Here is a 22999-nt window from a genome sequence, read left to right as displayed (position 1 = left end):
TCCTTCCTCGCTGCATGGCTAGAAATGAACGATCGCACCGGTTTGGCACTCCCCCCGTTTCGCCTTTGGCTCCGTTCATCGACCGACCACGCTCTTTTCCCAATCCGTTTTGGTAAGCTTATAAGCATGATATGTTTGATTATCGATTTCTATATTTTGATGATACGCAAACCCGCATTTTCGAATCACTTTATTGGAAGGAACATTATGTACTAGAGCAATCGCATTTAGCACATCGACATTCGTGCTGCTGAACAAGAACGCAGTCAAGCCTTTGGCCGCCTGAGTCGAGTAGCCTCTGCCTCTATAGTCTCTGGATACGGCATACATGATTTCCCGGTTTGGAGGCGGAAGCTCCGGTTTGATCCGCGTACAGCACCAGCCGACAAATCGCCCTGTCGCTTTGTCTATCATCCCCAGACGGAGACAAAGCTGACCAACATCTCCGCCGTCCGATACGGCTTTCAAGAACTGCCGGTTTTCTTTGAGCTCATAGTTCAATAGCCAGTTAGCCCGCTTCTCTTTGGGTACGTTCCAGCCCGGGAGCCATTCATAAATTTCAGGCTGCCACGTAAGCTCGTGAATGTCGTCTAAATCGTCAGGCCCAAATTCACGCAGGATGAGATCGCTGCATTCAATCGTAAAAGCTTGATTTGCCGAACCGGAGCTTGGATTCAAGTTCATATTCGCCCCCATAAAATATACAATTTTCCATCCCTTGAGACTGGCTTACTACTGCTCCAAAACAAGCGGAAGCTCGAATAACCTCAGCTCCGCATCGTTGCGGCCAGCTCGGCCAGCTTGACGATCGTATTCCAGTTGCGCGTCGTCGCCAGTGCACCCAGCTTCTGGACATTACTTGCCAGCTTGGAATCGAGCACGCTTTGCCGGAACAAATAATAGATCTCTTGCCCATGAATATGGAATTCATCCGCACCGTCTTGTCCGGCGGACAGTACTTCGGTAATATTCTCCGGGGGTGATTCCGTCAAAATCGATACCTGAATCGATTCTCCTTCCCGCAAAGAATCCGCCGCATAGGGACAAGCATCGATGATCTGCTCCAGCTCCCCCGCCGTTCGCAGCATGACACTAGGTGCTATGCCGAAAGTGCCCTCGATTTCCTGCCTGATCCGTTGAGCGAGCAGCTCTGCGGCTTCATCCGAGACGAACAAAAAGTTACCGCTCTGCAAGTACGTCTTTACACCGGCAAGTCCCATCCCTTCCAGCACCCGCTTCAGCTCAGCCATCTTGACCATGTTCTTCCCGCCAACATTTATCCCCCGCAGCAGCCCGATATAAACTGTCATATTCTCCTGTCTCCTCCTATGCAATGAAATCGAATCTTCCATGTCATAACAAATTCTTCTATATGTATAGTACATTCATAGTTGCCATCTCATCGATCCCTACGCCAGTTAGCAATGTAACCAATCATAGAGATCTCCTTATTGTAAAAATATAACAATACCCATTACCTATAAAACCAAAAAAGCCAAGCATTTTGCACTAAGGCAAACATGCTCGGCTTATTAATAACGTCGTTATAAATAAAACTGACAACCGACTTGTCATTTAAAATGATTTTTTTCAATTTTCATCCGAAAATTAGGTGTCCTTGATCTCTATAATAGTATTATAACTCATCGTTTATTATAAGTCTATACTTTTTTTGGTATTTCGCATATATTTTTTGACGAACTCATTTTACAGGAGGTATTAATGCATGATTGTACTGGAAGGCATCAACAAATCGTTCAAAGTAGCCAAACGAACGGCCGGGCTGCGGCAAGCGGTCAAAGCGTTGTTTCGCCGCGAGCATACGATTGTAGAAGCGCTTCACCAAATTTCGTTCACGATCAATGAAGGGGAAATCGTCGGGTATATCGGTCCGAACGGTGCGGGCAAGTCCACTTCCATCAAAGTGATGAGCGGCATCCTCGTGCCGGACAGCGGATCGTGCTCCATTCTGGGATTCACTCCATGGGAGGATAGAACCGCCTACGTAAAGCATATCGGCGTTGTGTTCGGACAGCGGACCCAGCTGTGGTGGGACGTGCCGGTGATCGATTCCTTCGAGCTGCTGCGAGATATTTATAACATCCCGGAAGCTGAGTATAAATCGAATCTGACCATGCTCTGCGAAACGCTCTCGCTGGAAAGCCTGCTGCAGACTCCCGTCCGGCAGCTGAGCCTGGGACAGCGGATGCGCTGCGAGATAGCCGCCTCCTTGCTGCACAGCCCCAAAATCTTATTTCTGGATGAGCCGACCATCGGACTCGATGCCGTAAGCAAAATCGCCGTCCGCCAGTTTATCAAGGCGATCAACAAGGAAAAAGGAGTGACCGTCATCCTGACGACACACGACATGCACGATATCGAATCGCTGGCTGACCGGATCCTGATGATAGGCAAAGGGACGCTCCTGTACGACGGATCCTTGAACGATCTGCGCAACCGCTTCGGCACCCAACGGATCATAACGGTTGATTATCGCGAGCATACAGAGCCCGTCGATATACCTGGTGCCTCACGGTTATCGTGGACTTCCGAGAGGGCGGTATTCAGCGTAGACACCGAGCAGGTGCAAATTGCGAATGTGCTCTCCCGGTTATCCGAGCAAATCGAGCTGGAGGACGTGAGCATCGAGACCAAACCGGTAGATGAACTTATCATACAACTGTATAAGGAGCATCAAATATGAATGCTTACCTGTCCGTCTGGAAGCTGCGGTTTATTAACGGCTTGCAATACCGTGCGGCGGCACTGGCCGGGATGGCGACGCAGCTGTTTTTCGGGTTTATTTTCATCATGATTTTCATCGCCTTTTACAGCCAGAGCACCGTACGGCCCCCGATTTCGCTCCAGGAGCTGGTAGCCTACATATGGCTCCAGCAAGTATTTCTCGCCTTCGTCATGCTGTGGTTTCGCGACAATGAGATTTTTCAATTGATCACGAGCGGCAATATTGCTTACGAATTATGCAGACCTTGCGACATTTACCCTTTCTGGTATTCCAAGCTGCTCGCCCAGCGGCTGTCCAGCGCCATCCTCCGCTGCTTCCCGATTCTTATCGTTGCATTCCTGCTGCCTCACCCTTACAAGCTGACCCTGCCGCCTTCACTGTCTACTTTGGCCTTGTTTCTGGTTACCCTAGTGTTAGGGTTGCTCGTGGTCGTGTCGATTTCCATGCTCATTTACATCTCCGTCTTCTGGACGATGTCTCCCACCGGCTCGATCCTTATGATCGCCATAGCCGGTGAATTTTTCGCCGGAATGGTCATTCCCGTTCCGCTGATGCCGCAATGGATGCAGACGATCACCTACGCGCTGCCGTTTCGCTGGACGACGGATTTTCCTTTTCGCGTCTACTCGGGCCAAATCCCTCAGACCGAAGCACTGTGGGGGATCCTCGTTCAGCTGGCCTGGCTGGCCGTACTGGTCGGCTTTGGCCGATGGTGGCTGCGCAAGGCGCTCCGTCAAGTCGTAGTGCAAGGAGGATAACCTGACATGAATCTATATTTCAAATACGTAGCGATGCTGTTCAAATCCCAGGTTCAGTATCGCGCGTCATTCTGGCTTATGATGATAGGGCAGTCGCTGACGCCCTTGACTACCTTTGCCGGACTCTATTTTATGTTCGACCGGTTCGGGCAGCTGAAGGGCTGGAGCTTCTTCGAAGCGGCGCTCTGCTACGCGATCATCGGCCTCTGCTTCTCCTTAAGCGAGACGTTCGCCCGCGGCTTCGATACGTTTTCAGGCCTCGTGCAGGGAGGAGATTTCGACCGGCTGCTTGTGCGGCCCCGAAATACGGTATTGCAGGTTCTGGGCTCCAAATTCGAATTCGCCCGAATGGGGCGCTTGCTGCAGAGCGTCATCATCCTCATCTGGTCTCTGCACAACCTGCCTATTGAGCTCACGTTTCCGAAGGTGATCACGCTAACCTTGATGATCCTGTGCGGCGTGCTTATTTTCAGCGGCATCTTCATGGCGACAGCCTCCCTCAGCTTCTGGACGGTCCAGGGGCTGGAGGTGGCGAATGTGTTTACGGACGGCGGCCGCGAAATGACCAAATACCCGCTCAATATATATCAGCGGTGGGTGACCCTCTTCTTCACCTTCGTCATCCCTTTCGGCTGCGTCAACTATTTGCCGCTGCTGTACCTCTTGGACAGAGCGAATGGGAACGAGCTGCTGTATATGCTGTCGCCCCTTGCCGGAGTGCTGTTTTTCTTCCCCTGCCTGTTATTTTGGCACATCGGGGTCCGGCATTACCGGTCTACGGGATCATGATGGGATTGAAAGACATGGGCTAAGCATAATCAAACCGCAGACTGCTTCGATAGAGTCTGCGGTTTTTGCTGTTCATGCTATCGGCTCCCATTCAGTTCCTGTACGCCGCCTTTCGCCTCAAGCCCTCCGTTGTTTTGGCAATGTTGTTTTGCTCCTTGACATTGACACTAGCGTCAAACTTTACAATAAGATTCGAAATCATCTGAACAAGGAGAGGAGACATGATCCATGTCGACAAAAGAAAGAAATGAGAACGAAAGCCATGCGAGCGGAAAGACGGTGAAAGAGCATGCGGTCGTCGCGGGCGGGGATCGCGCAGCCGTTACGGTAATTGGCCTGGGGCCGATGGGTCAGGCATTGGCGGGAGCCTTTCTGAACAGCGGCCACAGAACAACCGTATGGAATCGTACGCCAGGCAAAGCGGTTGAACTTGTCAAACAGGGAGCAGTCCTTGCCGATACGGCCGCCGATGCTGTGGCAGCGAGCTCTTTGGCCATTATCTGCGTATTGGACTACAATGCTGTGAACGCGATCCTGAGTCCATTGGGAGATCAACTAGCAGGACGAACCTTGGTGAACTTAACGGCCGACACGCCTGATCGGTCCCGGCGGATGGCGGCTTGGGCTGCCGAGCAAGAAATCGATTATATCGACGGGGCGATTATGACTCCTACGCCGACCATTGGAACGCAGCACGCCGTCGTTCTGTACAGCGGACCGGAACCGGTTTATCAGGCTCATCGGGAAACATTGTCGAGCATAGGAGGCACCGCCTCTTATCTGGGCGAAGATTCCGGCCGTGCCGCGGCGTATGATGTGGCGCTGCTTGACCTGTTTTGGACAACGATGAGCGGTTATGCCCATGCTCTCGCCCTCGCCGGCGCAGAGAACGTCGCTCCCAAGGAATTTGCAGCCTATGCCCGGGGAATCGCTGCGATCATGCCTAATATTATGGTTGACATAGCGAATGCCGTTGAAGCGGGACGCCATCCGGGCGATGCCTCCAGCATTACCTCCGCTGCGGCGGGGATGGAGCATATCATCCACGCCGCTCAGTACCACGGTATGGATACTTCCGTTATGAGTGCGGCCTTGGCAGCGGCCCGGCGGGCCATCGATGCAGGATACGGCAATGACGGCTACGGCCGTCTGACCGGGTTTCTGAGGAACCCGCATCTGTGAACGGCCGCCTGCTCAAAACGAATTAAGCCCCTGTCATCATGCAGACCGGGGCTCTTCCTTTTATGTAGCTGTTGATGCAGCTGCTTCCGCTGCCTTTACTGTTCGCTTTTCCATCATTTTAGCCTTTTGCTTTTCCAGCCGCTGTTTTACGGCTTCCAACGCCTCGATTTGTTGGTTGATTTGATTCAGCTTCCCTTGATAAGCGTCCAACATTTCTTTGCAAAACTCGTACTCATCGGGCCCGCTGTCCTCGCATGACAGTATTTGCTCGATTTGCTCGGTTGTTAAGCCCAAACCCAAATAAAGCTGAATGATTCTTATGCGTTCAATGGCTGACTCGTCGAATTCCCGGTAATCATTTTCCAGCCGCATGGCTTTAATGATCTTTTTCTTTTCATAGTGCCGGATAGATCTTGTGCTGACGCCGGTTCTCTTGGATAACTCGCTTATTTTCACAGCAAAAGCCTCCCTGCCGTCAAAAAATCGTTGGTTCTCTATGAGTTCGGTTGCGCAGATTCATTTTATACCAAATGATGTAAATCAAATATCGATACATCCATTATAAAGCAGTCCCGCTCGAGCTTACAACCAGCCCTTTCATTGCACAGGTGCTAAAAAAAACTTATTGACATTCACACTAGTGTGAACCTTTACAATAAATCCAGCCCCAAAATGAAAGGAGGCCATTTCATGAATAGAAATGACCATGAGCAGAGTAGAAACGACCGAGTCCTTGAAGAAGCCGCCGGGATACCGGATGCAGACCGCACGCCGGTAACGGTCATCGGCCTGGGAGCCATGGGATCGACGCTTGCAGGCGCTTTTCTGGACAGCGGGCATCCGACGACCGTATGGAACCGGACTCCAGGCAAAGCGGACGCCCTGGTAGCCCGCGGTGCAGCTCTTGCCGCGACGGTAGACGAAGCGGTTAAAGCCAGCTCCTTGGTAGTAATTTGCGTGCTGGACTACTCGGTTGTGCAAGAAATTCTCCAACCGGCGAACAGCGGACTGGCGGGCCGTGTCCTAGTGAATTTAACCAACGGAACCCCAGTCCGGGCACGCGAGCTTGCCGAATGGGCTGGCCGCCATGGCGCGGATTACCTGGACGGCGGCATCATGGCGGTCCCTTCCCTTATAGCCCGGCCTGAGGCGGTGCTGCTCTATAGCGGAACAGAGGATGCCTTCAATCGGCATCACTCCACGCTAAGCCGGTTGGGCAAGGCCGTCTACCTCGGCAGCGACCCCGGACTTGCGCCGCTGCACGACTTGGCCCTGCTAAGCGGAATGTACGGAATGTTCGGCGGCTTCCTGCATGCGGCAGCGCTGGTGGGCTCCGAAGGGGTTAAGGCAACGGAATTCACTTCTACGTTGCTTATCCCTTGGCTGCAAGCGATGATGACAACGCTGCCCGAGATGGCACGGCAGATCGACACCGGGGACTACACCTCTACGGAAGCCAGCCTGGAAATGCAGGCGTCGAACGATACTATCGGCGAAGTAAGCAGGGCGCAAGGAATCAGCACCGAGCTGTTTGCTCCATTGTACGATCTTATGAAACGGCGGGTAGCCGAAGGACATGGGAGCGACGATTTCCCAAGCGTGATCGAGCTGATCCGAAAACGGCACTAAGGTTGTAAAACTAATCAGGGCTTCCTCTCGGAAGCCCTGGTCATTTATATATAATTCATTCAATGAAATAATCATCCGTTTTACGGGAACGGCGGGAATATCATTCCGTCTGTTGGTCCACTTCACATGAGATGATATCCGTTGCCGGATCATCGCCGACATATATCATCTCCGATACGGATGTTCCGGTCCATTCGCAAGCAGCCTGAAAGATCCGTTTATCCGTTTTGGAGAAGCCAATGTCCCCTGATGCCACAATGACTTCAAAATAGTTGAGCACGCCCATTCGCTCAAGCTTTAGCCTCTGTTCGCTCAGATCGCCATTCGTTATGACGCCCAGCCGCTCCCCTTCGGATCGCTCCAGATATGGGATCACATCCTCGAAAGGCTTCCAGTGGCTTTGAGTTCGCGATGAAACGATTGAACCGCCGCGTACTCCGCACCTTTAAGATCCAGCAGCGTCCCGTCCAAATCAAAAAACAGCATCGGCTTCACCCTACTCCATAGATCCAAGAATCACTTCGTCAGGAACCTTCTCGAACAAAGGCGTTACGGATTCGCGCTTATGAATTCTGCTGACCGCCTCTCCGAATAACGGAGCAACCGATACCACCTTGATTTTACTGGAATGAGCAAGATGCGGGTTGTCTACGGAATCGGTCCCTATAATAAGCTCGATCGGGCTGTCCTCCAGCTTCTTGATGCCGGCTTCATTCATAACCAGATGGGATAAGCAGGCCAATATTCGTTTGGCTCCTCTGCGCACAAGCATGTTGGAAAGGTCGACCAGCGTTCCGCCCGAGATGGAGAAATCGTCAAAGATCAGCGCCGTCTTCCCGTTGACGTCCCCTATCAGTTCCAGCACTTCAGCCCGCTCGCTGTGATCTTTTCTTGTTTTGTCTCCAATAGCGATCGCGGTGCCCAAATAATCGGCATACTTACGGGCTTGCTTGGCAAATCCGGCATCCGGAGAGACGACAACCAGATCGGACAATTGCATTCTTGCGATCGTTTCGCACAATACCGGGAGCGCATAGAGATGGTCTACCGGCTTTTTGAAAAAGCCTTGAATTTGATCGCTGTGCAGATCCATCGCTACGACACGATCGGCTCCGGCCATTTCAATGGCTTCCGCGCAAACGCGCGCCCGGATGGATACCCTGGGCTCGTCCTTTTTGTCGCCTTTGGCATAGCTGAAATAAGGCATAATGACCGTGACGCTGTTGGCGCTGGCCCGTTTAAAAGCATCGATCCAAAACAAAATCTCCACAAATTCGTCATTGGGTTTCAAGCCCATGGTTTGTACAAGATAGACGTCTTTCCCTCGAACCGTCTCTCCTACCCTTACGAACGTATTTCCTTCTGAGAAGGAAAGCGTTTCCGACCGGCCGACTTCGACTCCCATATAGCGGCACATCTTCTCGGCAAAGGCTTTTCCTGAGCTTCCGGCGAATATTTTGATTTCAGCTATATTCATCTTGTACCTCCCCATGGTTTACATGCTGGTCCTTCATTCATAATTATTCCATAAAAATACAGTTCGCGGAACGACCATTCTTGAACAGTCGTTGAACAACATCAACATTTCCCAAAACAGCGTTTCTTATACTACAAAATAACCCCGCAAAGCGGAGCTTTGGCTTCGAGGCCAATCGGATTCTTTGCAGGAGCGCCGGTCTTAACCGTGCAAAAAGGCGACCTGAATAGGCCGCCTCACAAGGTTTATGGAGTTACATTGAAACGTACCTGATATTGCACGGATTGAGAGGGCTGCTTCTTATCCCGGACGATCAGAACGGTCTTGCCGTAAATCGTGGAAGCTTTAATCACTTCTACATGATGCCGCATATCGTGTGGTCTAATATCCGGTACAACGGTTGTCCCTGCAGGGAGCTGCAGCGTATACTCGAATACATCGTCCGTGAAGCCCTCCAGCGCTTTATTGTTCACCTTGATTCCTTTCAGCAGAGGCAGACCGGTCGGCAGTGCCGGAATATCCAGATTGCCGCCGCCTACTGGCGATTGAGCAATATTTTGTACAGCTTGAGCACCAAGCCGGCCCTCTAACTGCTGCAAATACAGGCTGGTTGGTGACACATGAAATCCGAAGGACTCCCAGTATCCGTCGCTGCGCGGACGATTGTCATCTCCATTTGGCAAATACGGCTTGACTTTGGCTCCTACGTGACCGATCGCATAGTTTTGCGCCGTCGGAGGCTGCTGCGCTATCAAATCCCCCTCCGTATTCCACGCCACATAGTTCGCTCCCGACCAGCCGTGCCCGGTTCCGTATGAACCGCGGTCCTGGATGGCAATATCCGCCTTCACATTGTCGTACAATCCTCCGACCGACCAGCGGTGGTGCGGCTCGCTTGAGGCATATTCGTTAACGGATTGGCTGTCAAGGAAGACATTCGGGCCCTGAACACGGCTGTCCACGATGAAAGCATGTCGTGCTGTTTCCGCATAATTGCGCTGCATCAGTGTGAGCTCTCCACCCAATTTAAAAGGATACCTGCGCTCACCTGTAATGACACTGACCATATCCAGCGATTGATTGTCTTGAATCGTCACCCACTTGGCTCCCCGGCCCACATGCGCCAGCGCATGGTTCAGATGGAGCCCGGTTACTTCGCGCATCCATGCATTGGTTACATGGGTGAAAATAGCGAAGCTGACCGCATGGTTTTCATCAGAGAAATATTTTTTCCCATTTTGAGTCGCCGTGACGCTCGGATCGAATTCCGAATCTACGCGGAGATTTTCCACGCCCAATTGCTCCAGACGGTTCGGATCCTCATACTTGACGATAGCTCCTCCGCCCCAGCGTTGTTCGATGGAATTCGCGATCGGCGCATCGATGGTGATGACATTGCCCTGAATCCCCGTTATGACACGGTCGAAATCCAGGCTGAAAGGCGTCCACTGCACGGTTCCTTCGATCTCATGGATCGTATCCATGTCGATTTCATGAATCCAGCGGTCGTTACCGTAACGGCGAACTTTAATTTTGTCCCCTACCTGGTATCCGCTCGCGTCGTCGACATGGAACGAACGCGATCCGGATGGAACGAACAGGTCCGCAATTGTGACCGCCGTGTCTTCCAGCATCTTCACAGGCTGTCCCTTGATTTCGAGAATATTCCGTTTCGCCGTACCGGTCGCATACAGGATCGTGCCGTCTTCCCCTTGGCCTTCCCCGCGCAGAACGACGCCGCTTGCTTGAATATACAGCGTTCCGGAAATCTCATACGTACCTTTCTTCAGCAGTACCGCACCACGGAAGCCGTCGGCGGCTTGCGGCATAAGCGAGACCTGATCGATTGCCGCCTGGATGCGCGCCATGTCATCCCCTTCTCCAGGCTCCAGAGCGATTCGTGCCTGAACATCGGGGATTTGCACTCCGCCTCCCATATAACCGGCATTGGAGAAATCCAGAATCCGGTTGCCGCGGTAATCCGGAGCGTAAGCCATTTGCCCGTTGTGGTCGAGATAAGCAATTCTGCTCTCTCCCAGACTGATGTCAGCCGTATTGGGAACCGTAAAGAACAAGGCATCGTACACTGGCTTATTGCCGAGCATAAACTCCAGACGAATTTCGTAATTTCCCGCACTCGCTACACTACCCGGAAATGTCAGCACCTGCTGCGTATCGCGATGCAAGGCTGCTGCCGGAAGCTCCGCAGCTATCGTCCCCGTCGTCGCGTTAACGAGAGCTGCCTTCACCTGCCCGTCGGAATAAGGAGTCAGCCTAACGGAAGGATAGGCATCTCCTACTGCGAGCAGCGCCGGTTTGCCGATCTCTCTTTCCATCGTTGCGTGATCCATCTGCACATCGACAAGAAGCGTGCCCGGATCGTATACGTCTACCCAGACGCTGGCTTCTTTCGTAATGCCGTCCAGCGTTGCTCTGCCGATAATTTTGGCGACGCCTTGCTGAAGAGCCGTTACGGTTCCGTAGGTATTCACCGATACCGTCCCTGCCTTCGTGCTCTCCCATGTAACCGGAGTCTGCGACAAATCGGCCGCCTGGCCGTTGCTCATTATACCGCCGAGCTTGAAGGAATACGATTCCGCCGGGCGAAGCGTGACCGTATCGTAGCGGTCCATAACACGACCCGTCATATCCGCTACGTAAACGCTTTCCAATACGGCCTTAGGGGGCTCGCCGTTGGAGGAATACAAGGAGAACTCGTTCAATTGGAAGCCGCTTGTACTGGATAATTGGACGGACAGCTTCACGTATCGGGAGTTGACGGCAGGGAAATGAACGTTTTCCAATTTGTTGGATACGGAGCCGTTGATCGTTTTGACAAAGGCGTCCTGCCACTCGACGTTATCCTTCGAAGTTTGAATCTTATAATTGCTGACGCTCCCCGACTTGAAGTGGATCGCCGCTTCGTCAATGTCGTAATGCGCTTTCAAATCAACCGTGATCCAAACGTTGCCGTCCGTCCTGTCGGCGCTGAGCGGCTGCCAGAACGTGGCCGGGTCGCCGTCAACAACAGAGACAGCTCGTCCGCAGGAGCAATCGGAGCTCTGCGTTACCGGTTTGTTCAGCGCCAAATTGACCTTCGGCCCGGCTTCCAGAGCCAATGCCGTACTCGGTGCAGGTAACAGTGCAGGGATCAGTAAGGATAAGAAGAGCAGTATAGCCAGGCAACGGCTGATCGTTTGCTTAGCTTGGTACAATGAATTCTCCACCTCTCATTTTGAGTCTGCTATCATGGGGATGTACGTTGACTCCTCGGTACTAGTTTAGGCCCTATGGTTGCTGAGGGCTTCCGCTTAGCTCCGGGACGACCCTATATCCTTTTCCCCCTTTCGGATTCGAATGTTTAGCTGCTGTGTAAGCCATAGTCCTATCATAAGATATAGAAGATAACAGATTTCACTGCGAAAATATCAATATTCTATTCATTTTTGGTTACGCTTTCAAAAATGACTGCGTTTGTTCTCTGTATGTTTCTTACTTGGTCCCGGTAACGTTGCGGAGTGACTCCGACCTTTTTCTTGAACAGCTGGATAAAGTATGACGGGTATTTAAAGCCGGTTTCTTTACTGATCTCCTCGACGGAATGCGTCTGAAACTCCAATAGCGTCTTTGCCTGCTCCAATCTTTTCTCGTTCGTATACTCGATAATCGTTTTGCCCATTTGTTCCTTGAACAGCTTGGATAAATAATTGGGAGAGAAATGCAGCCGGGATGCCATATAGGCAATCGTAAAAGGCATTTTATAGTTCTGATCGATCCATTTCAGCATGGCGTTAATATGCTCAGCCGTTCGGGAAAAAGTAGCGATTGCAGAACGCTTGCCGGTTTTGGGCAAATCCATATGAGTCTGAAAATGGGTAAAAAGATGAAGCAGAAACAGCAATACGCCTTCCCTGCGCAGGGGGACCGGCCCTCGAGTCAGCAGCTCGCCTAATTGCAGCAGCTGCAGCTCCATGAATGCGGCGTGCTGGCCGGTGAAATGAAATACTTGCTTGGTTGTTTGCTGCTCTACGAATTGAATAAAAAAAGAGGTGGCATACGGAAATAATGTGGTGAGCGGTTCGATAACGGAGGTTCGTAATTTGAGCAGGCTTCGTATGTAAACCGGAGGAACATTCATACGGACATGATGCTGCTGATACGGTTTGATCAGGATTAAGGTACCCGGCTGCAGAAAGTACGTCTGACCGCCGACCAGACATGTGCCGGTCCCTTCATGGATATACAATATTTCCAAGCCCTCGTGAGCATGAAAATATTCGGCGGAGTCCGTGTAGTTGCCGCGATAACTGAACATGTACAAATTGTCCTGCCAATTTCTCAGTTTGAGTATTTTCATCCCATGACCTCCTATGCACAGCACAGTGTCTATTCCGATGATTAATCCGGCATATGCTTAAGTTTTTCGATCAACGATAAGATACCCTTGCTCCGGCTCCATCTCCCGAAAGCCCGCCATGTCCGGCAAGCGGTAGTCCATGTCCCGGCTGCCGGCGATAAGAATCACATTGTGCCATTCCGTCTTATCCGACCCTTCACCTTGGAGGACAAATGCTTTGGTGCAGGCATATGTCTCAGCAAGCGTCGAATAAATGGCGTTGATCAGCCTGTCGCTGCCGCCCTTGCCCATCAAATTCAACAAAATAGCGCCCCCGGCACGGAGCTTTTCCTTCGTCATTGCGAAACATTCCGCCGACAGCAAATGCATCGGCGTTCCTTTAGCCGTGAACGCATCCAAAACAATATAATCCAGAGAGCCCGGCGGTACACTCTCCAGCATCTGACGCCCGTCGCCTATTACAACGTTATCGCCGCTATAGCCAAAAAAACGCCGGCTGAGCTGCACGACGGTCTCATCGATTTCCGCTACGGTGACCCGCTTGTCCGGATAGCGTCCCGCAATCGTCCCAATCCCGTGCCCGATCACGAACAAACTGGAAAACGACGAATGGTTGTACTCCATCAGATGCGCCATCGCCCTCGGGTATTCCAGCACCATCCGCTTCGGCTGCTTCAAGTCCAACGCGCCTTGGACAGCTCCGTCGGCAAACTGCAAATAACGAAACTTTCCTAATTCCCCATACAGCTGTGTAGCTTCATATACCGAAATCTCGTTATAAGAGCTGGATTCCTTGGTCAACAATATCAATCGGTCCGTCTCCTTCTTCTGATGCCGTATGTGTCAAGCCTCACGGAAGCCCGAAGCCCGTCCCTCTTACAGGGCCGGCTCCTCCAGGTCCACGCGAAACTCGCATTCGCTGCGCACATAATAAGTTCCGTTGATTTTCACGCTTAACGGAGTATAACGCTCTATGAAACCGCCATCCTCCGTGCGTACAGGGATATCGTCAGCCGTTCGCTCCCACACGGAAACCTTCAGCTGAAATAAGGAGGCGGCGAACAGCTCCGTATCCGTATGAAGTATTTTTGATAAGAGCATGCATCATTCACCTCCCTTTCCGGGCTTCCGTCCTAGTTTAGCATCCGGCGGTACCCGGTATTCATAATTGGTTTTGCACAGCTGCAGCAAGTCAAATTTCAACCCCCGTTTGGGGAGCGTAATTTTCGGAAGCTTGCTCCCTTTGCGATGAAGCGCCGTGCGCACCTGCTTTAGATCGGCCACCGTATTGACGATCAGCTCATCCGGCCGCTCTTCGGCGTAACGGGTTACGAGAAACCGGTCACATGCCGTTTCCCCGTAGGCCTGTTCAAGCTCGAGCAGCTGACAATCGACGAGCATCCCTTCCTGCACCTTGGCTACCATGACATGTTCCGCTCCGAAGTACAGCACATCCTGGTCTATGACGGCCTCTCTGTCGACAATTTGCTTATCGGACGCGTTCTCGAGATTGCGGATGCTGTTCAGCATCCTCTGCGCTTTCTCGAACTCCAGCCGCGCAGCGTACGCTTCCATTTGGCCGTGTAAAATTTCAAGGAGCCCTTGTCCTCCATTCGCGAGCAGCTCGGCGGCTTGCTTCACTTTATCCGAGTAGTCCGCCTCCGTAATCTTCCCTTCGCAGATCCCGCTGCATTTGCCGATATGATACAAGAGACAAACCTGCTTCGGCATCGTTTTGCACGTGCGCAGACCATACTGCTCCGTAACAAACTCCAGGATAGCGTCGCGAAATGTCGCGCTTTTGAAAGGGCCGAGACGCTTCACGTCAGGCTCTTTGCTTCTCCGGCGCCGATTCCGGTAATATACGTCCAGTCTCGGGAAGCGCTCGTTGGTCAGCTGAAGATAAGCGTAGCCGCTGTTGTCCCTTTTCAAAGCCCTATTGTAGGGCGGTTTATGTATTTTAATCAAGTTGTTCTCAAGCATTAGGCTTTCGGCTTCGTTATTCACAAGAACGACCTCGATAGAGGCGATCTCCGCCACGAGCTGCCGGATTCTTTTGCGGGTATGACGCCCTGTGAAATAAGATCGCAGCCGGTTTCGAAGATGGATCGACTTGCCGACGTAGATGATGCGGCCGTCCGCATTTTTCATAATATAACAGCCGGGGCTTGCCGGATAGTCGCCCGCACTAAACACAAACGGCATGAACCGTCTTCCTCCTACTCTACCGATACTGCCTTCTCCTCCATAGGGATGGGACGTTTGTGTATTCGACATGCATGTCAAATTTACCTTGTTTTCCCCGATAGGAAAAAATGGCTTCTTGCGGCGATAGGCCAAGAAGGTATGCGAAACCACCAGCCATTTAAACCAAATTATGGTATTATAGTCTATGTTATCTATTTTTTGAATGCCGATTATAAAATGAGGTGGAACCATTGCCGGTAGTTACCCTTGGCGGCGTATTTATCCAGGTTACGAATTTGGAGCAATCGATAAAGTATTACACGGAGGTCCTTGGCTTCCGAGCCCGAGGCATTGAAGACTGGGGAAACGGGGAACGGGGAGCGACCCTCTTCTTCGACGAGCCGCAAGGCAAGCCGCTGGTTACATTGGCTGAAGCAGCTCGCGTTCCAGCAGCCGAGAGACCTTTATTTAATCTGCAGTGCACAGATATTGAAGCGATGCACAAGCAGATGAGGGAAGCCGGACATCCTGTATCCGAGCTTGTACAATGGGATTCTGAATGGAACCGTCACCTGCATTTCGATCTGCATGACCCGGATGGGAATCCTATCAACCTCATTCAAGTACAAAGAAAACAGAAGTAGCGCATGCCAAAAAACCTGTCCGGACCGTGTAAGGCCGGGCAGGTTTTCATTGAGGGACGCTGCGGTAATTAGAACACCTTCGTCGTCCAAGATTCGCAATTCCAAATGTCCGTTACGACATCGCGGTAAAATTCCGGTTCGTGGGAAATCATTAGAATGCTGCCTTTGTACGCCTTGAGGGCGCGCTTCAGCTCATCCTTCGCATCGACGTCCAAATGGTTCGTCGGCTCGTCGAGCACGAGCAGGTTCGTTTCGCGGTTGATCAGCTTGCACAGGCGCACCTTGGCCTTTTCGCCGCCGCTCAGCACCGTAATTTTGCTCTCGATGTGCTTGGTCGTCAGACCGCATTTGGCCAGCGCCGCGCGCACCTCGAACTGCGTGAAGGAAGGGAACTCCTTCCATATTTCCTCGATACAAGTGTTGTAGTTGGCGTCCTTCGCTTCCTGCTCGAAATAGCCGATCTGGAGGTTGTCCCCCAGCTGAACGGAGCCGGATAATGCCTGAATCTCACCCAAAATGCTGCGCAAGAGCGTCGTCTTCCCGATCCCGTTGGCGCCGACAAGAGCGATCTTCTGTCCGCGCTCCATCCGCAGGTCAAGCGGTCTCGACAACGGCTCGCCGTAACCGATAACAAGCTCCTTCGTTTCGAAGATGAGCTTGCCGGCCGTGCGGCCTTCCTTGAAATTGAACTGCGGCTTCGGCTTTTCCTTCGCCAGTTCGATCACGTCCATCTTGTCGAGCTTCTTCTGACGGGACATCGCCATGTTCCGCGTCGCCACGCTCGCCTTGTTACGTGCTACGAAATCCTTCAAATCGGCGATTTCCTGCTGCTGGCGCTTGTAGGCCGACTCCAGCTGCTGCTTCTTCATGTCGTATACCTGCTGGAAATGCTCGTAGTCGCCGACGTAGCGGTTCAGCTCCTGATTTTCCATATGATAGATCAGGTTAATAACGCTGTTGAGGAACGGAATGTCGTGAGAGATCAGAATGAAGGCATTCTCGTATTCCTGCAAATAGCGCTTCAGCCATTCGATATGCTGCTCATCCAAATAGTTCGTAGGCTCGTCGAGGAGCAAAATATCCGGCTTCTCCAAGAGCAGCTTGGCGAGCAATACTTTCGTCCGCTGCCCTCCGCTAAGATCGTTCACGTCCTTGTCCAAACCGATATCGGTCAAGCCCAAACCGCGGGCGGTTTCCTCGATCTTCGCATCGATCATATAGAAGTCCTGATTCGTCAGCGTATCCTGAATCGTTCCGACATCCTCTAGCAGCTGCTCCAGCTCCTCCGGAGACACGTCGCCCATTTTGCCGTACATGTCGTTCATTTCCTGCTCCATGTCGAACAGGTATTGGAACGCGCCCTTCAGCACGTCGCGGATCGACATCCCTCTGCTCAGCACCGCATGCTGATCGAGGTAGCCGACGCGCATCCGGCGCGACCATTCGATCTTCCCGTCGTCCGGCTGAAGCTTGCCTGTAATAATGTTCATGAAAGTCGACTTGCCTTCGCCGTTGGCGCCGATCAAACCGATATGCTCGCCCTTGAGCAGGCGGAACGATACGTTATTGAAAATCGCGCGGTCTCCGAAGCCGTGACTTAGTCGTTCTACGTTTAATATGCTCATGCATGACACCTTTTCTTTTAGTCTATACTCTCGTCTTATTATAATCGGTAAAGTGCTCACAACTCAATGCAGTAGCCGATATAAAATGTTGTCACTTTCATTAAGGTCCGTTATAAAAAGAAAAGCGCTGCCGCCTGTCGTGCAGGGACGCGCCAATCGTTTATTTCAGGCTGCGGTTTAAAAAAGCTTTCGTCCGCTCAAACCGAGGGTTCTCGAACAGCTGCTCCGGATCGCCGGACTCGATGATCTCGCCCTTGTCGAGGAACAAAACCCGATTCGCCACTTCTCTCGCAAAGCCCATTTCATGCGTCACGACGATCATCGTCATATGCTCTTCGGCAAGCTGCTTCATGACCTGCAGCACTTCGCCCGTCAGCTCCGGATCCAAGGCGGAAGTCGGCTCGTCGAACAGCAAAATGTCGGGATTCATCATGAGCGCTCGCGCGATAGCGACCCGCTGCTTTTGCCCGCCGGAGAGCTTTGCCGGATAAGCCGACACCCGGTCGGATAGACCTACCTTCTCCAGCAGCTCCGCGCTTCGTTTGCGGATATCCGCCGCCGACTCTCCCTTGACCAATTTCGGAGAAAGCTCCAGATTTTGCTGGACAGTCAGGTGCGGGAACAGATTGAAGTGCTGGAACACCATGCCCATCCGGGCCGTAATCCGCTTGATCTCCTGCGGCTTCGAGTACACTCCGTCCTTGACCAGATCGTCGCCGCCCACTTTAATGCTTCCGCCGTTAATGTGTTCCAGATGGATCAAGCTCCGCAGCATCGTGCTTTTGCCGGAGCCGGACGGTCCGATGACCGCAATCACATCGTTTTTATTCACGTCGAACGTGATCTGCTTCAGCACATCGAGCGTGCCGTAGGATTTTGTAAGGTTGGATACTTCAATGATAGCCACCTGCGCCATTCCTTTCATTCATATTTGAACCTTCGCTCCAGCCATTTGAACAATAACGTCAAGATGAGCGTCATGATCAAATAGATGATACCGGCCAAGAAGAAAGGCACGATCGTGAAGTCGCGGTTAACGACCGTTTGCGCGTAGTGCAGCAGCTCCGGAACGGCGACGGCGTACAGCAGCGCCGTATCCTTGACGAGGGTAATCGATTCGTTGGACACGGCCGGCAGCGCGACTCTGAACATTTGCGGCAGGATGATGCGGGTCATCGTCTGCCATTTGCTCAGGCCGAGTACTTGAGAGGCCTCGTACTGGCCTTTATCGATAGCGAGCAAACCGCCGCGGAAAATTTCGGCAAAATAAGCCGCGTAATTCAAAATAAAGCCGAGGCAGGCGGCGACAAACCGGTCCAGCACCAAATATTCGCCGATTCCCGGGATCAGCGGCAGGCCGAAGCAAATAAACAGCAGCTGAAGCAGCAGCGGCGTGCCGCGCATGACGTAAATATAGGCGTGCGCCAGCCAGGCAACCGGCTTGATGCTGCTTTTGGCAGCCAGCGTAAGCACGAAGCCGAGCGGAATCGATACCGCAATGGCGATGATGAACAGGAGCAGCGTCATTTGCGCCCCTTCCAGCATAGGCTTGATCATTGAGGCGATCTGATCAAGTGACATGTAAGCATTCCCCCAAAAGCAAAACAGGATTTCCGCGAAGAAATCCGGTTTGCGTACGTTATTCTCAATTCAGCTTGCTTATTTCAGCACCTTGTCTTCGCCGAACCATTTTTGCGAAATTTTCGCCGCCGTGCCGTCCTTGTTCAGCTCGTCAAGCGCCTTTTGCAGCTGCTGAAGGAGTGCGTCGTTGCCTTTTTTCACCCCAATGCCGTACTCTTCCGGAGCAAGCGATTCGCCCAGCAATTTGAACGCATCCTTCTCTTTGGCCATGTAGTACTTGATGACCACTTCGTCGATAACGACCGCGTCCACACGGCCGATCTTCAAGTCGCTCAAGGCGAGCACGTTATCGGAATATTCCGTAACTGTCTTGATCTTGGACTTGATAGGATTGTCGTTCAACGCATCCGCTGCGGAAGAAAGAGATTGCAGGCCGACCGTTTTGTTAGCCAGATCGTCGAGCTTCGTCAAATTGGACTTAGCCAGCGTAACGACAACCTGCGCATTTTTCAAATACGGCTTCGTGAACAGCACTTTTCCTTTCCGTTCGTCGGTAATCGTGTAGCCGTTCCAGATCAAATCGATTCGACCGCTGTTCAATTCGGACTCTTTCGTTTTCCAGTCGATCGGCTGGAATTGAGCCTCTTTTCCCATCTTCTCGGCCGCCGCTTTGGCGTAATCAATATCGAACCCGACGATCTCGTTCTTCTCGTCACGGAAACCCATCGGAGCAAATTTGTCATCAATGCCGATAACCAGCTTCTTGCCTTCGCCAGCCGTACTCTTTGCCGGACCGGAGCATCCTGCGAGGAATGTGAATGCGGCCGCTATGACCAGCCCCCATGTTGCCAAACGTTTCATAACCAAAAAACCCACCTTTTACGGAATATGATTGCTTTAGTGCATTACCACTTTATCAAGAATTACATCATAACATACTCCGTCGAAATGTGTCGATAGCGCATTTTTCCTAGCAATAACTACCAAAGCCTTCGTTGCCGGAGGCTTTTGCTTTAGAGGAACGTTGTTCTTTGGAAAATTGCTAAAGGGGGAAGTGGGGTATCTCCTGCAGGAGCGTAAGCGACCGCCTTTGTTATCGGGAAATCACCGCCGGAAAGCGATAAGATTAAAATTTCCCGATAACAACAGCGGCCGGAAGGAGGTACCCCGCTGGTGTACCCTGCAGCTTATTTTCAATCTATCTGTTCCTCCATGTGCAAAGCCGCCGTCAACGAAGGCTTACTGCACAAACGGAAACAGCAGCTTCTGGTTATCCGACCAGAACATATTTTCCTGATCGATCACCTTCGTACCGGTATCGACGAACTCGGGCACTTTTTTGCCGTTCATCGCATCGACCGCGTGCTTGACTCCAAGATAGCCCATACTGAACGGATTTTGAATGATCGTTGCCTGAATGACGCCTTCCTGCAAAAACTCGATGTCCTCCGGCGTACTGTCGAACGTCACGATCTTGACCTTGCCGGACAGCCCCATTCTCTCCGCTGCGGCGGCCACTCCGATGGAGGCAACCGCATCCAAAGCAACGATCCCGTCGATCTCCGCGTTCTCCTGCAGCAGCTTATTCGTCAGCTCGCCGCACCGCTTCAAATCCGCGGAGCAATATTCCGTCCTTAGTACATGCACCCCCGGATGCTTGGAAATGGCGTCCCGCAAGCCTTGCTCCCGCTGCTCCGCATTTTTCACCACAGCCCCAAGACCCATAATGGCGATGCGCCCTTGCTCCCCCGTCAGCTCGATCAGCTTATTCCCTGCCTTCTGACCAGCCTCGAAGTTGTTGATTCCGATGAAGCTGCGGACTCTAGTGGAAGCGACCTCCGAGTCGATGCTAATGACGGGAATGCGCCGCGCCGCCACATCATCCACCGTCTTGCCGAGCCCCGCATAATCGTTCGCCGCCAGAACCAGCGCATCCATCCCATCTCGGACCGCCTGCTCTATCAGCTGAATTTGGCCTTCGGCATCACCCTCATATTCGGGTGCAGCCACCTTCAAATTGACGCTGAACTCCTTGGCCGCCGCTTCCGCTCCCATTTTCACCGTCTTCCAATAATCTCCGGTTCCGGTTTTCAGAAGGAGCGTCACGTTGCGGACCGGCTCCACCGTCCCGGTTTCCGCATTGCGGGAGCAAGCGCCCGACGCCAGAAGAAGAAGAGACAGTACGATCAGCAATCGGGCATGCTTAACTAATTGGAGCTTCATCCCTTCGCTTCTCCCCCTTCTTCTCGCAGCAGCGGAAGCCATACCTGCACTACCGTCCCTTCCTCCTGCTTGCTCTCCATCTGCAGCCCGTACGGCTCGCCGAACGAGAGCTGGATCCGCTGCTGCACATTCCGCACGCCGACACCGGAGCCTGACCCTTCCTCTTGCGGAAGGGTACCCGATAGGAGCCGCTCCAATCGATCCGGCGGTATGCCGAGCCCGTTATCGCGTACCTCGAACAGCAGCTTCCCGTCGACAACGGACGCCGTAATTTGAATGAAGCCTTCATCGACCATATATTCGATGCCGTGATAGATCGCATTTTCAACCAGCGGCTGCAGCAGCAGCTTCAGTGTCTTGTAAGGAAGGGCCTCTTCCTGCGCCGTAATTTCATATTCGAATTTGTTCTTGTAACGGATTTTCTGGATGATCAGGTAGTTGCGGATGTGCTCCAGCTCCTCCTGAACCGTAATGATCGTCTTGCCGCGGCTTAAGCTGATGCGGAAAAACTTCGAAAGCGACGTAATCATCGTAATGACGTCCTCGCTCTTGCCGCTGCCCGCCATTCTTACAACCGAGTTCAGCGTATTGTACAGGAAGTGCGGGTTGATCTGCGACTGCAGCACCTCCAGCTCGCTCTTGCGCTTCGCTTCCTGCTCCCGGATGCTCTGGTCCATCAGCTGCCGGATTTGCGTCACCATGAAGTTGAATCTTCGCGACAGGCGTCCCACTTCATCGTTTCCGGTTACCGGGATATGGATGTGAAAATCCCCCTGCTCGACTTTACGCATCGATTTTTCCAGCCGTTTGATCGGCTGAGAGATTTTGGCCGACAGAAAGGCGGAAATGAGCAGCACCAGCAGCACGACGGCGATCAGCAGCCACAAGATGAACCCGCCGGTTTCTTTTTTCGTCGCCACAATCTCGTCCATGTAGGAGACGCCGATAATTTTCCAGCCGATATTATTCACCGTCTTGATCGTAATGAGCCGCGTTTCCCCCGTCGATTCGTCGAGGTAGCTGCCGTACGTATATTTAAGCGCCTGCTCCACATTCTCATATTTGAGCCCGGCATAGATGAGCTGCTGCTGCGGATGATAAATCATATTGCCGCCGGACTCGTCGATGATGTAGACGTAGCCCTTTTTCCCAAGACTGACTCTGCGGAACAGCTCGTCCATCGTCTTAAAGTTGATGTCGACCAGCAAAACAGCCTGCATCGGCGCTCCGTTGCGAGTAATGGTAATGCCCTTGCTCATCGATACGACCCACTTGTATTGGCCTTTATACAGGTTCTGAATGTGAGGAAGCGAGAACGACAGATGGTTGGGGCTCTCGAGCGCCGATTGGAACCAGCTCTGCTCCGTCAGCTTCGTGTTCTTGCGCAGCTCTGCGTCGGGAAGACCGGTAATCAGCTCTCCCGTGGTCGAGAATAAGGCCATCGACACGATGTCCTCGCGGGTCTCGAAGATCGTAGTCAGCTGCTCGTGCAGCCTGCTGTCGGGGATTTGCGGGCCGGATCGGATTTTTCGGTCCACCAGATCGAATGCTTCCGCCATTCCGTCCAAGTACACCTCGAGATTATAGTTGATCTGCTCGACAATCTGCTGGTTGCTCAGAAACGTATTTTGCTCGGCGATATGCGAAAATTTGTTATACACGATCAGGCTCACGACCACCATCACGGCAATCATGATGAGCGTAAACGAAGCGGTAATAATGAACTGGATACTCTTGCTTCTCCATATATCGACCAGCGCGCGATATCGCTTCCGAATCGGTTTCATTGCTCCAGCCCTCC

General features: G+C 52.3%; 22 protein-coding genes. 6 read left to right on the top strand and 16 right to left on the bottom strand.

Features of this window, described 5'->3' with window-relative positions; translation table 11 throughout:
* Positions 1-75: 75 nt before the first annotated feature.
* Both ACFQ88_RS21435 and ACFQ88_RS21430 read right to left on the bottom strand, forming a co-directional pair.
* The gene (locus tag ACFQ88_RS21435) at positions 76-684 is read right to left on the bottom strand and encodes a GNAT family N-acetyltransferase (RefSeq protein ID WP_379456510.1); all 609 of its coding nucleotides are present in this window, start codon (positions 682-684) and stop codon (positions 76-78) included.
* An 83-nt stretch (positions 685-767) separates the two neighbouring features.
* On the bottom strand, positions 768-1310 hold the full coding sequence (locus tag ACFQ88_RS21430; RefSeq protein WP_379456508.1) for a DUF1697 domain-containing protein: 543 nt from the start codon (positions 1308-1310) through the stop codon (positions 768-770).
* Positions 1311-1726: 416 nt separating this feature from the next.
* Between ACFQ88_RS21430 and ACFQ88_RS21425 the strand changes: the two genes are divergently transcribed.
* From ACFQ88_RS21425 to ACFQ88_RS21410, 4 genes are all read left to right on the top strand, one after another.
* Complete coding sequence (locus tag ACFQ88_RS21425; protein WP_239632027.1) at positions 1727-2704, top strand: ABC transporter ATP-binding protein; 978 nt, start codon at positions 1727-1729, stop codon at positions 2702-2704.
* On the top strand, positions 2701-3504 hold the full coding sequence (locus ACFQ88_RS21420) for an ABC transporter permease (protein ID WP_379456501.1): 804 nt from the start codon (positions 2701-2703) through the stop codon (positions 3502-3504). The genes ACFQ88_RS21425 and ACFQ88_RS21420 overlap by 4 nt, the downstream gene beginning before the upstream one ends.
* A 6-nt stretch (positions 3505-3510) precedes the next feature.
* Entirely contained in the window at positions 3511-4293 is a 783-nt protein-coding gene (locus tag ACFQ88_RS21415) for an ABC transporter permease (protein ID WP_239632016.1), read from the top strand.
* Positions 4294-4521: 228 nt separating this feature from the next.
* Positions 4522-5475 (top strand): NAD(P)-dependent oxidoreductase, encoded by a 954-nt coding sequence (locus ACFQ88_RS21410; protein WP_379456499.1) that lies wholly within the window; start codon positions 4522-4524, stop codon positions 5473-5475.
* A gap of 60 nt (positions 5476-5535) precedes the next feature.
* Here ACFQ88_RS21410 and ACFQ88_RS21405 read toward each other — a convergent pair whose 3' ends face one another.
* On the bottom strand, positions 5536-5931 hold the full coding sequence (locus ACFQ88_RS21405; RefSeq protein WP_239632011.1) for a MerR family transcriptional regulator: 396 nt from the start codon (positions 5929-5931) through the stop codon (positions 5536-5538).
* Positions 5932-6165: 234 nt separating this feature from the next.
* Between ACFQ88_RS21405 and ACFQ88_RS21400 the strand changes: the two genes are divergently transcribed.
* Positions 6166-7104: an NAD(P)-dependent oxidoreductase gene (locus ACFQ88_RS21400; RefSeq protein ID WP_379456496.1), complete on the top strand. Its 939-nt coding sequence runs from the start codon at positions 6166-6168 to the stop codon at positions 7102-7104.
* A gap of 100 nt (positions 7105-7204) precedes the next feature.
* On the opposite strand, the gene ACFQ88_RS21395 is transcribed toward ACFQ88_RS21400, so the two are convergent.
* The 7 genes from ACFQ88_RS21395 to ACFQ88_RS21365 form a co-directional block, all read right to left on the bottom strand.
* On the bottom strand, positions 7205-7525 hold the full coding sequence (locus ACFQ88_RS21395; protein ID WP_379456840.1) for an HAD family hydrolase: 321 nt from the start codon (positions 7523-7525) through the stop codon (positions 7205-7207).
* Positions 7526-7600: 75 nt separating this feature from the next.
* Positions 7601-8581, bottom strand: coding sequence for a ribose-phosphate diphosphokinase (locus ACFQ88_RS21390; protein WP_379456494.1), 981 nt, complete (start codon positions 8579-8581; stop codon positions 7601-7603).
* Positions 8582-8826: 245 nt separating this feature from the next.
* The gene (locus tag ACFQ88_RS21385; protein ID WP_379456492.1) at positions 8827-11796 is read right to left on the bottom strand and encodes a discoidin domain-containing protein; all 2970 of its coding nucleotides are present in this window, start codon (positions 11794-11796) and stop codon (positions 8827-8829) included.
* 221 nt (positions 11797-12017) lie between these two features.
* Entirely contained in the window at positions 12018-12938 is a 921-nt protein-coding gene (locus ACFQ88_RS21380) for an AraC family transcriptional regulator (RefSeq protein WP_379456490.1), read from the bottom strand.
* Positions 12939-12995: 57 nt separating this feature from the next.
* Positions 12996-13748, bottom strand: a complete 753-nt coding sequence (locus tag ACFQ88_RS21375) for a spermidine synthase (RefSeq protein ID WP_379456488.1) — start codon at positions 13746-13748, stop codon at positions 12996-12998.
* A 66-nt stretch (positions 13749-13814) separates the two neighbouring features.
* Positions 13815-14039 (bottom strand): hypothetical protein, encoded by a 225-nt coding sequence (locus tag ACFQ88_RS21370; protein ID WP_239631997.1) that lies wholly within the window; start codon positions 14037-14039, stop codon positions 13815-13817.
* Positions 14040-14042: 3 nt separating this feature from the next.
* Positions 14043-15143 carry a GIY-YIG nuclease family protein gene (locus tag ACFQ88_RS21365; protein ID WP_379456485.1) on the bottom strand — a complete coding sequence of 367 codons (1101 nt, stop codon included), beginning with the start codon at positions 15141-15143 and terminating at the stop codon, positions 14043-14045.
* A 233-nt stretch (positions 15144-15376) separates the two neighbouring features.
* Here ACFQ88_RS21365 and ACFQ88_RS21360 point away from each other — a divergent pair, with 233 nt between their 5' ends.
* Positions 15377-15769, top strand: a complete 393-nt coding sequence (locus ACFQ88_RS21360) for a VOC family protein (protein WP_239631992.1) — start codon at positions 15377-15379, stop codon at positions 15767-15769.
* A gap of 68 nt (positions 15770-15837) precedes the next feature.
* Here the strand turns inward: ACFQ88_RS21360 and ACFQ88_RS21355 are convergent, their stop codons facing one another.
* The 6 genes from ACFQ88_RS21355 to ACFQ88_RS21330 form a co-directional block, all read right to left on the bottom strand.
* Positions 15838-17394: an ABC-F family ATP-binding cassette domain-containing protein gene (locus tag ACFQ88_RS21355; protein ID WP_379456482.1), complete on the bottom strand. Its 1557-nt coding sequence runs from the start codon at positions 17392-17394 to the stop codon at positions 15838-15840.
* Positions 17395-17554: 160 nt separating this feature from the next.
* On the bottom strand, positions 17555-18301 hold the full coding sequence (locus ACFQ88_RS21350) for an amino acid ABC transporter ATP-binding protein (RefSeq protein WP_379456838.1): 747 nt from the start codon (positions 18299-18301) through the stop codon (positions 17555-17557).
* A gap of 14 nt (positions 18302-18315) precedes the next feature.
* Positions 18316-18975: an amino acid ABC transporter permease gene (locus ACFQ88_RS21345; protein ID WP_239631987.1), complete on the bottom strand. Its 660-nt coding sequence runs from the start codon at positions 18973-18975 to the stop codon at positions 18316-18318.
* A 78-nt stretch (positions 18976-19053) separates the two neighbouring features.
* Complete coding sequence (locus tag ACFQ88_RS21340) at positions 19054-19836, bottom strand: amino acid ABC transporter substrate-binding protein (protein ID WP_379456480.1); 783 nt, start codon at positions 19834-19836, stop codon at positions 19054-19056.
* Between the two features lie 378 nt (positions 19837-20214).
* Positions 20215-21198, bottom strand: a complete 984-nt coding sequence (locus tag ACFQ88_RS21335) for a substrate-binding domain-containing protein (protein WP_379456478.1) — start codon at positions 21196-21198, stop codon at positions 20215-20217.
* Positions 21195-22985 (bottom strand): histidine kinase, encoded by a 1791-nt coding sequence (locus tag ACFQ88_RS21330; RefSeq protein WP_379456476.1) that lies wholly within the window; start codon positions 22983-22985, stop codon positions 21195-21197. Before ACFQ88_RS21330 ends, ACFQ88_RS21335 begins: the two co-directional genes overlap by 4 nt.
* Positions 22986-22999 lie beyond the last annotated feature (14 nt).

Source organism: Paenibacillus sp. NPDC056579 (genome assembly GCF_042793215.1).
Taxonomy (GTDB): Bacteria; Bacillota; Bacilli; order Paenibacillales; family NBRC-103111; genus Paenibacillus_S.
The sequence above is the reverse complement of the archived record's forward strand: the minus strand, read 5'-3'. Positions and strand labels throughout refer to the sequence as shown.

Bases quoted from the DNA above. Each gene is read 5' to 3' on its own strand.
- ACFQ88_RS21435 (WP_379456510.1), bottom strand. From the start codon at position 684: ATGAACTTGAATCCAAGCTCCGGTTCGGCAAATCAAGCTTTTACGATT.
- ACFQ88_RS21430 (WP_379456508.1), bottom strand. From the start codon at position 1,310: ATGACAGTTTATATCGGGCTGCTGCGGGGGATAAATGTTGGCGGGAAG.
- ACFQ88_RS21425 (WP_239632027.1), top strand. From the start codon at position 1,727: ATGATTGTACTGGAAGGCATCAACAAATCGTTCAAAGTAGCCAAACGA.
- ACFQ88_RS21420 (WP_379456501.1), top strand. From the start codon at position 2,701: ATGAATGCTTACCTGTCCGTCTGGAAGCTGCGGTTTATTAACGGCTTG.
- ACFQ88_RS21415 (WP_239632016.1), top strand. From the start codon at position 3,511: ATGAATCTATATTTCAAATACGTAGCGATGCTGTTCAAATCCCAGGTT.
- ACFQ88_RS21410 (WP_379456499.1), top strand. From the start codon at position 4,522: ATGTCGACAAAAGAAAGAAATGAGAACGAAAGCCATGCGAGCGGAAAG.
- ACFQ88_RS21400 (WP_379456496.1), top strand. From the start codon at position 6,166: ATGAATAGAAATGACCATGAGCAGAGTAGAAACGACCGAGTCCTTGAA.
- ACFQ88_RS21390 (WP_379456494.1), bottom strand. From the start codon at position 8,581: ATGAATATAGCTGAAATCAAAATATTCGCCGGAAGCTCAGGAAAAGCC.
- ACFQ88_RS21380 (WP_379456490.1), bottom strand. From the start codon at position 12,938: ATGAAAATACTCAAACTGAGAAATTGGCAGGACAATTTGTACATGTTC.
- ACFQ88_RS21370 (WP_239631997.1), bottom strand. From the start codon at position 14,039: ATGCTCTTATCAAAAATACTTCATACGGATACGGAGCTGTTCGCCGCC.
- ACFQ88_RS21365 (WP_379456485.1), bottom strand. From the start codon at position 15,143: ATGCCGTTTGTGTTTAGTGCGGGCGACTATCCGGCAAGCCCCGGCTGT.
- ACFQ88_RS21355 (WP_379456482.1), bottom strand. From the start codon at position 17,394: ATGAGCATATTAAACGTAGAACGACTAAGTCACGGCTTCGGAGACCGC.
- ACFQ88_RS21345 (WP_239631987.1), bottom strand. From the start codon at position 18,975: ATGTCACTTGATCAGATCGCCTCAATGATCAAGCCTATGCTGGAAGGG.
- ACFQ88_RS21340 (WP_379456480.1), bottom strand. From the start codon at position 19,836: ATGAAACGTTTGGCAACATGGGGGCTGGTCATAGCGGCCGCATTCACA.
- ACFQ88_RS21335 (WP_379456478.1), bottom strand. From the start codon at position 21,198: ATGAAGCTCCAATTAGTTAAGCATGCCCGATTGCTGATCGTACTGTCT.
- ACFQ88_RS21330 (WP_379456476.1), bottom strand. From the start codon at position 22,985: ATGAAACCGATTCGGAAGCGATATCGCGCGCTGGTCGATATATGGAGA.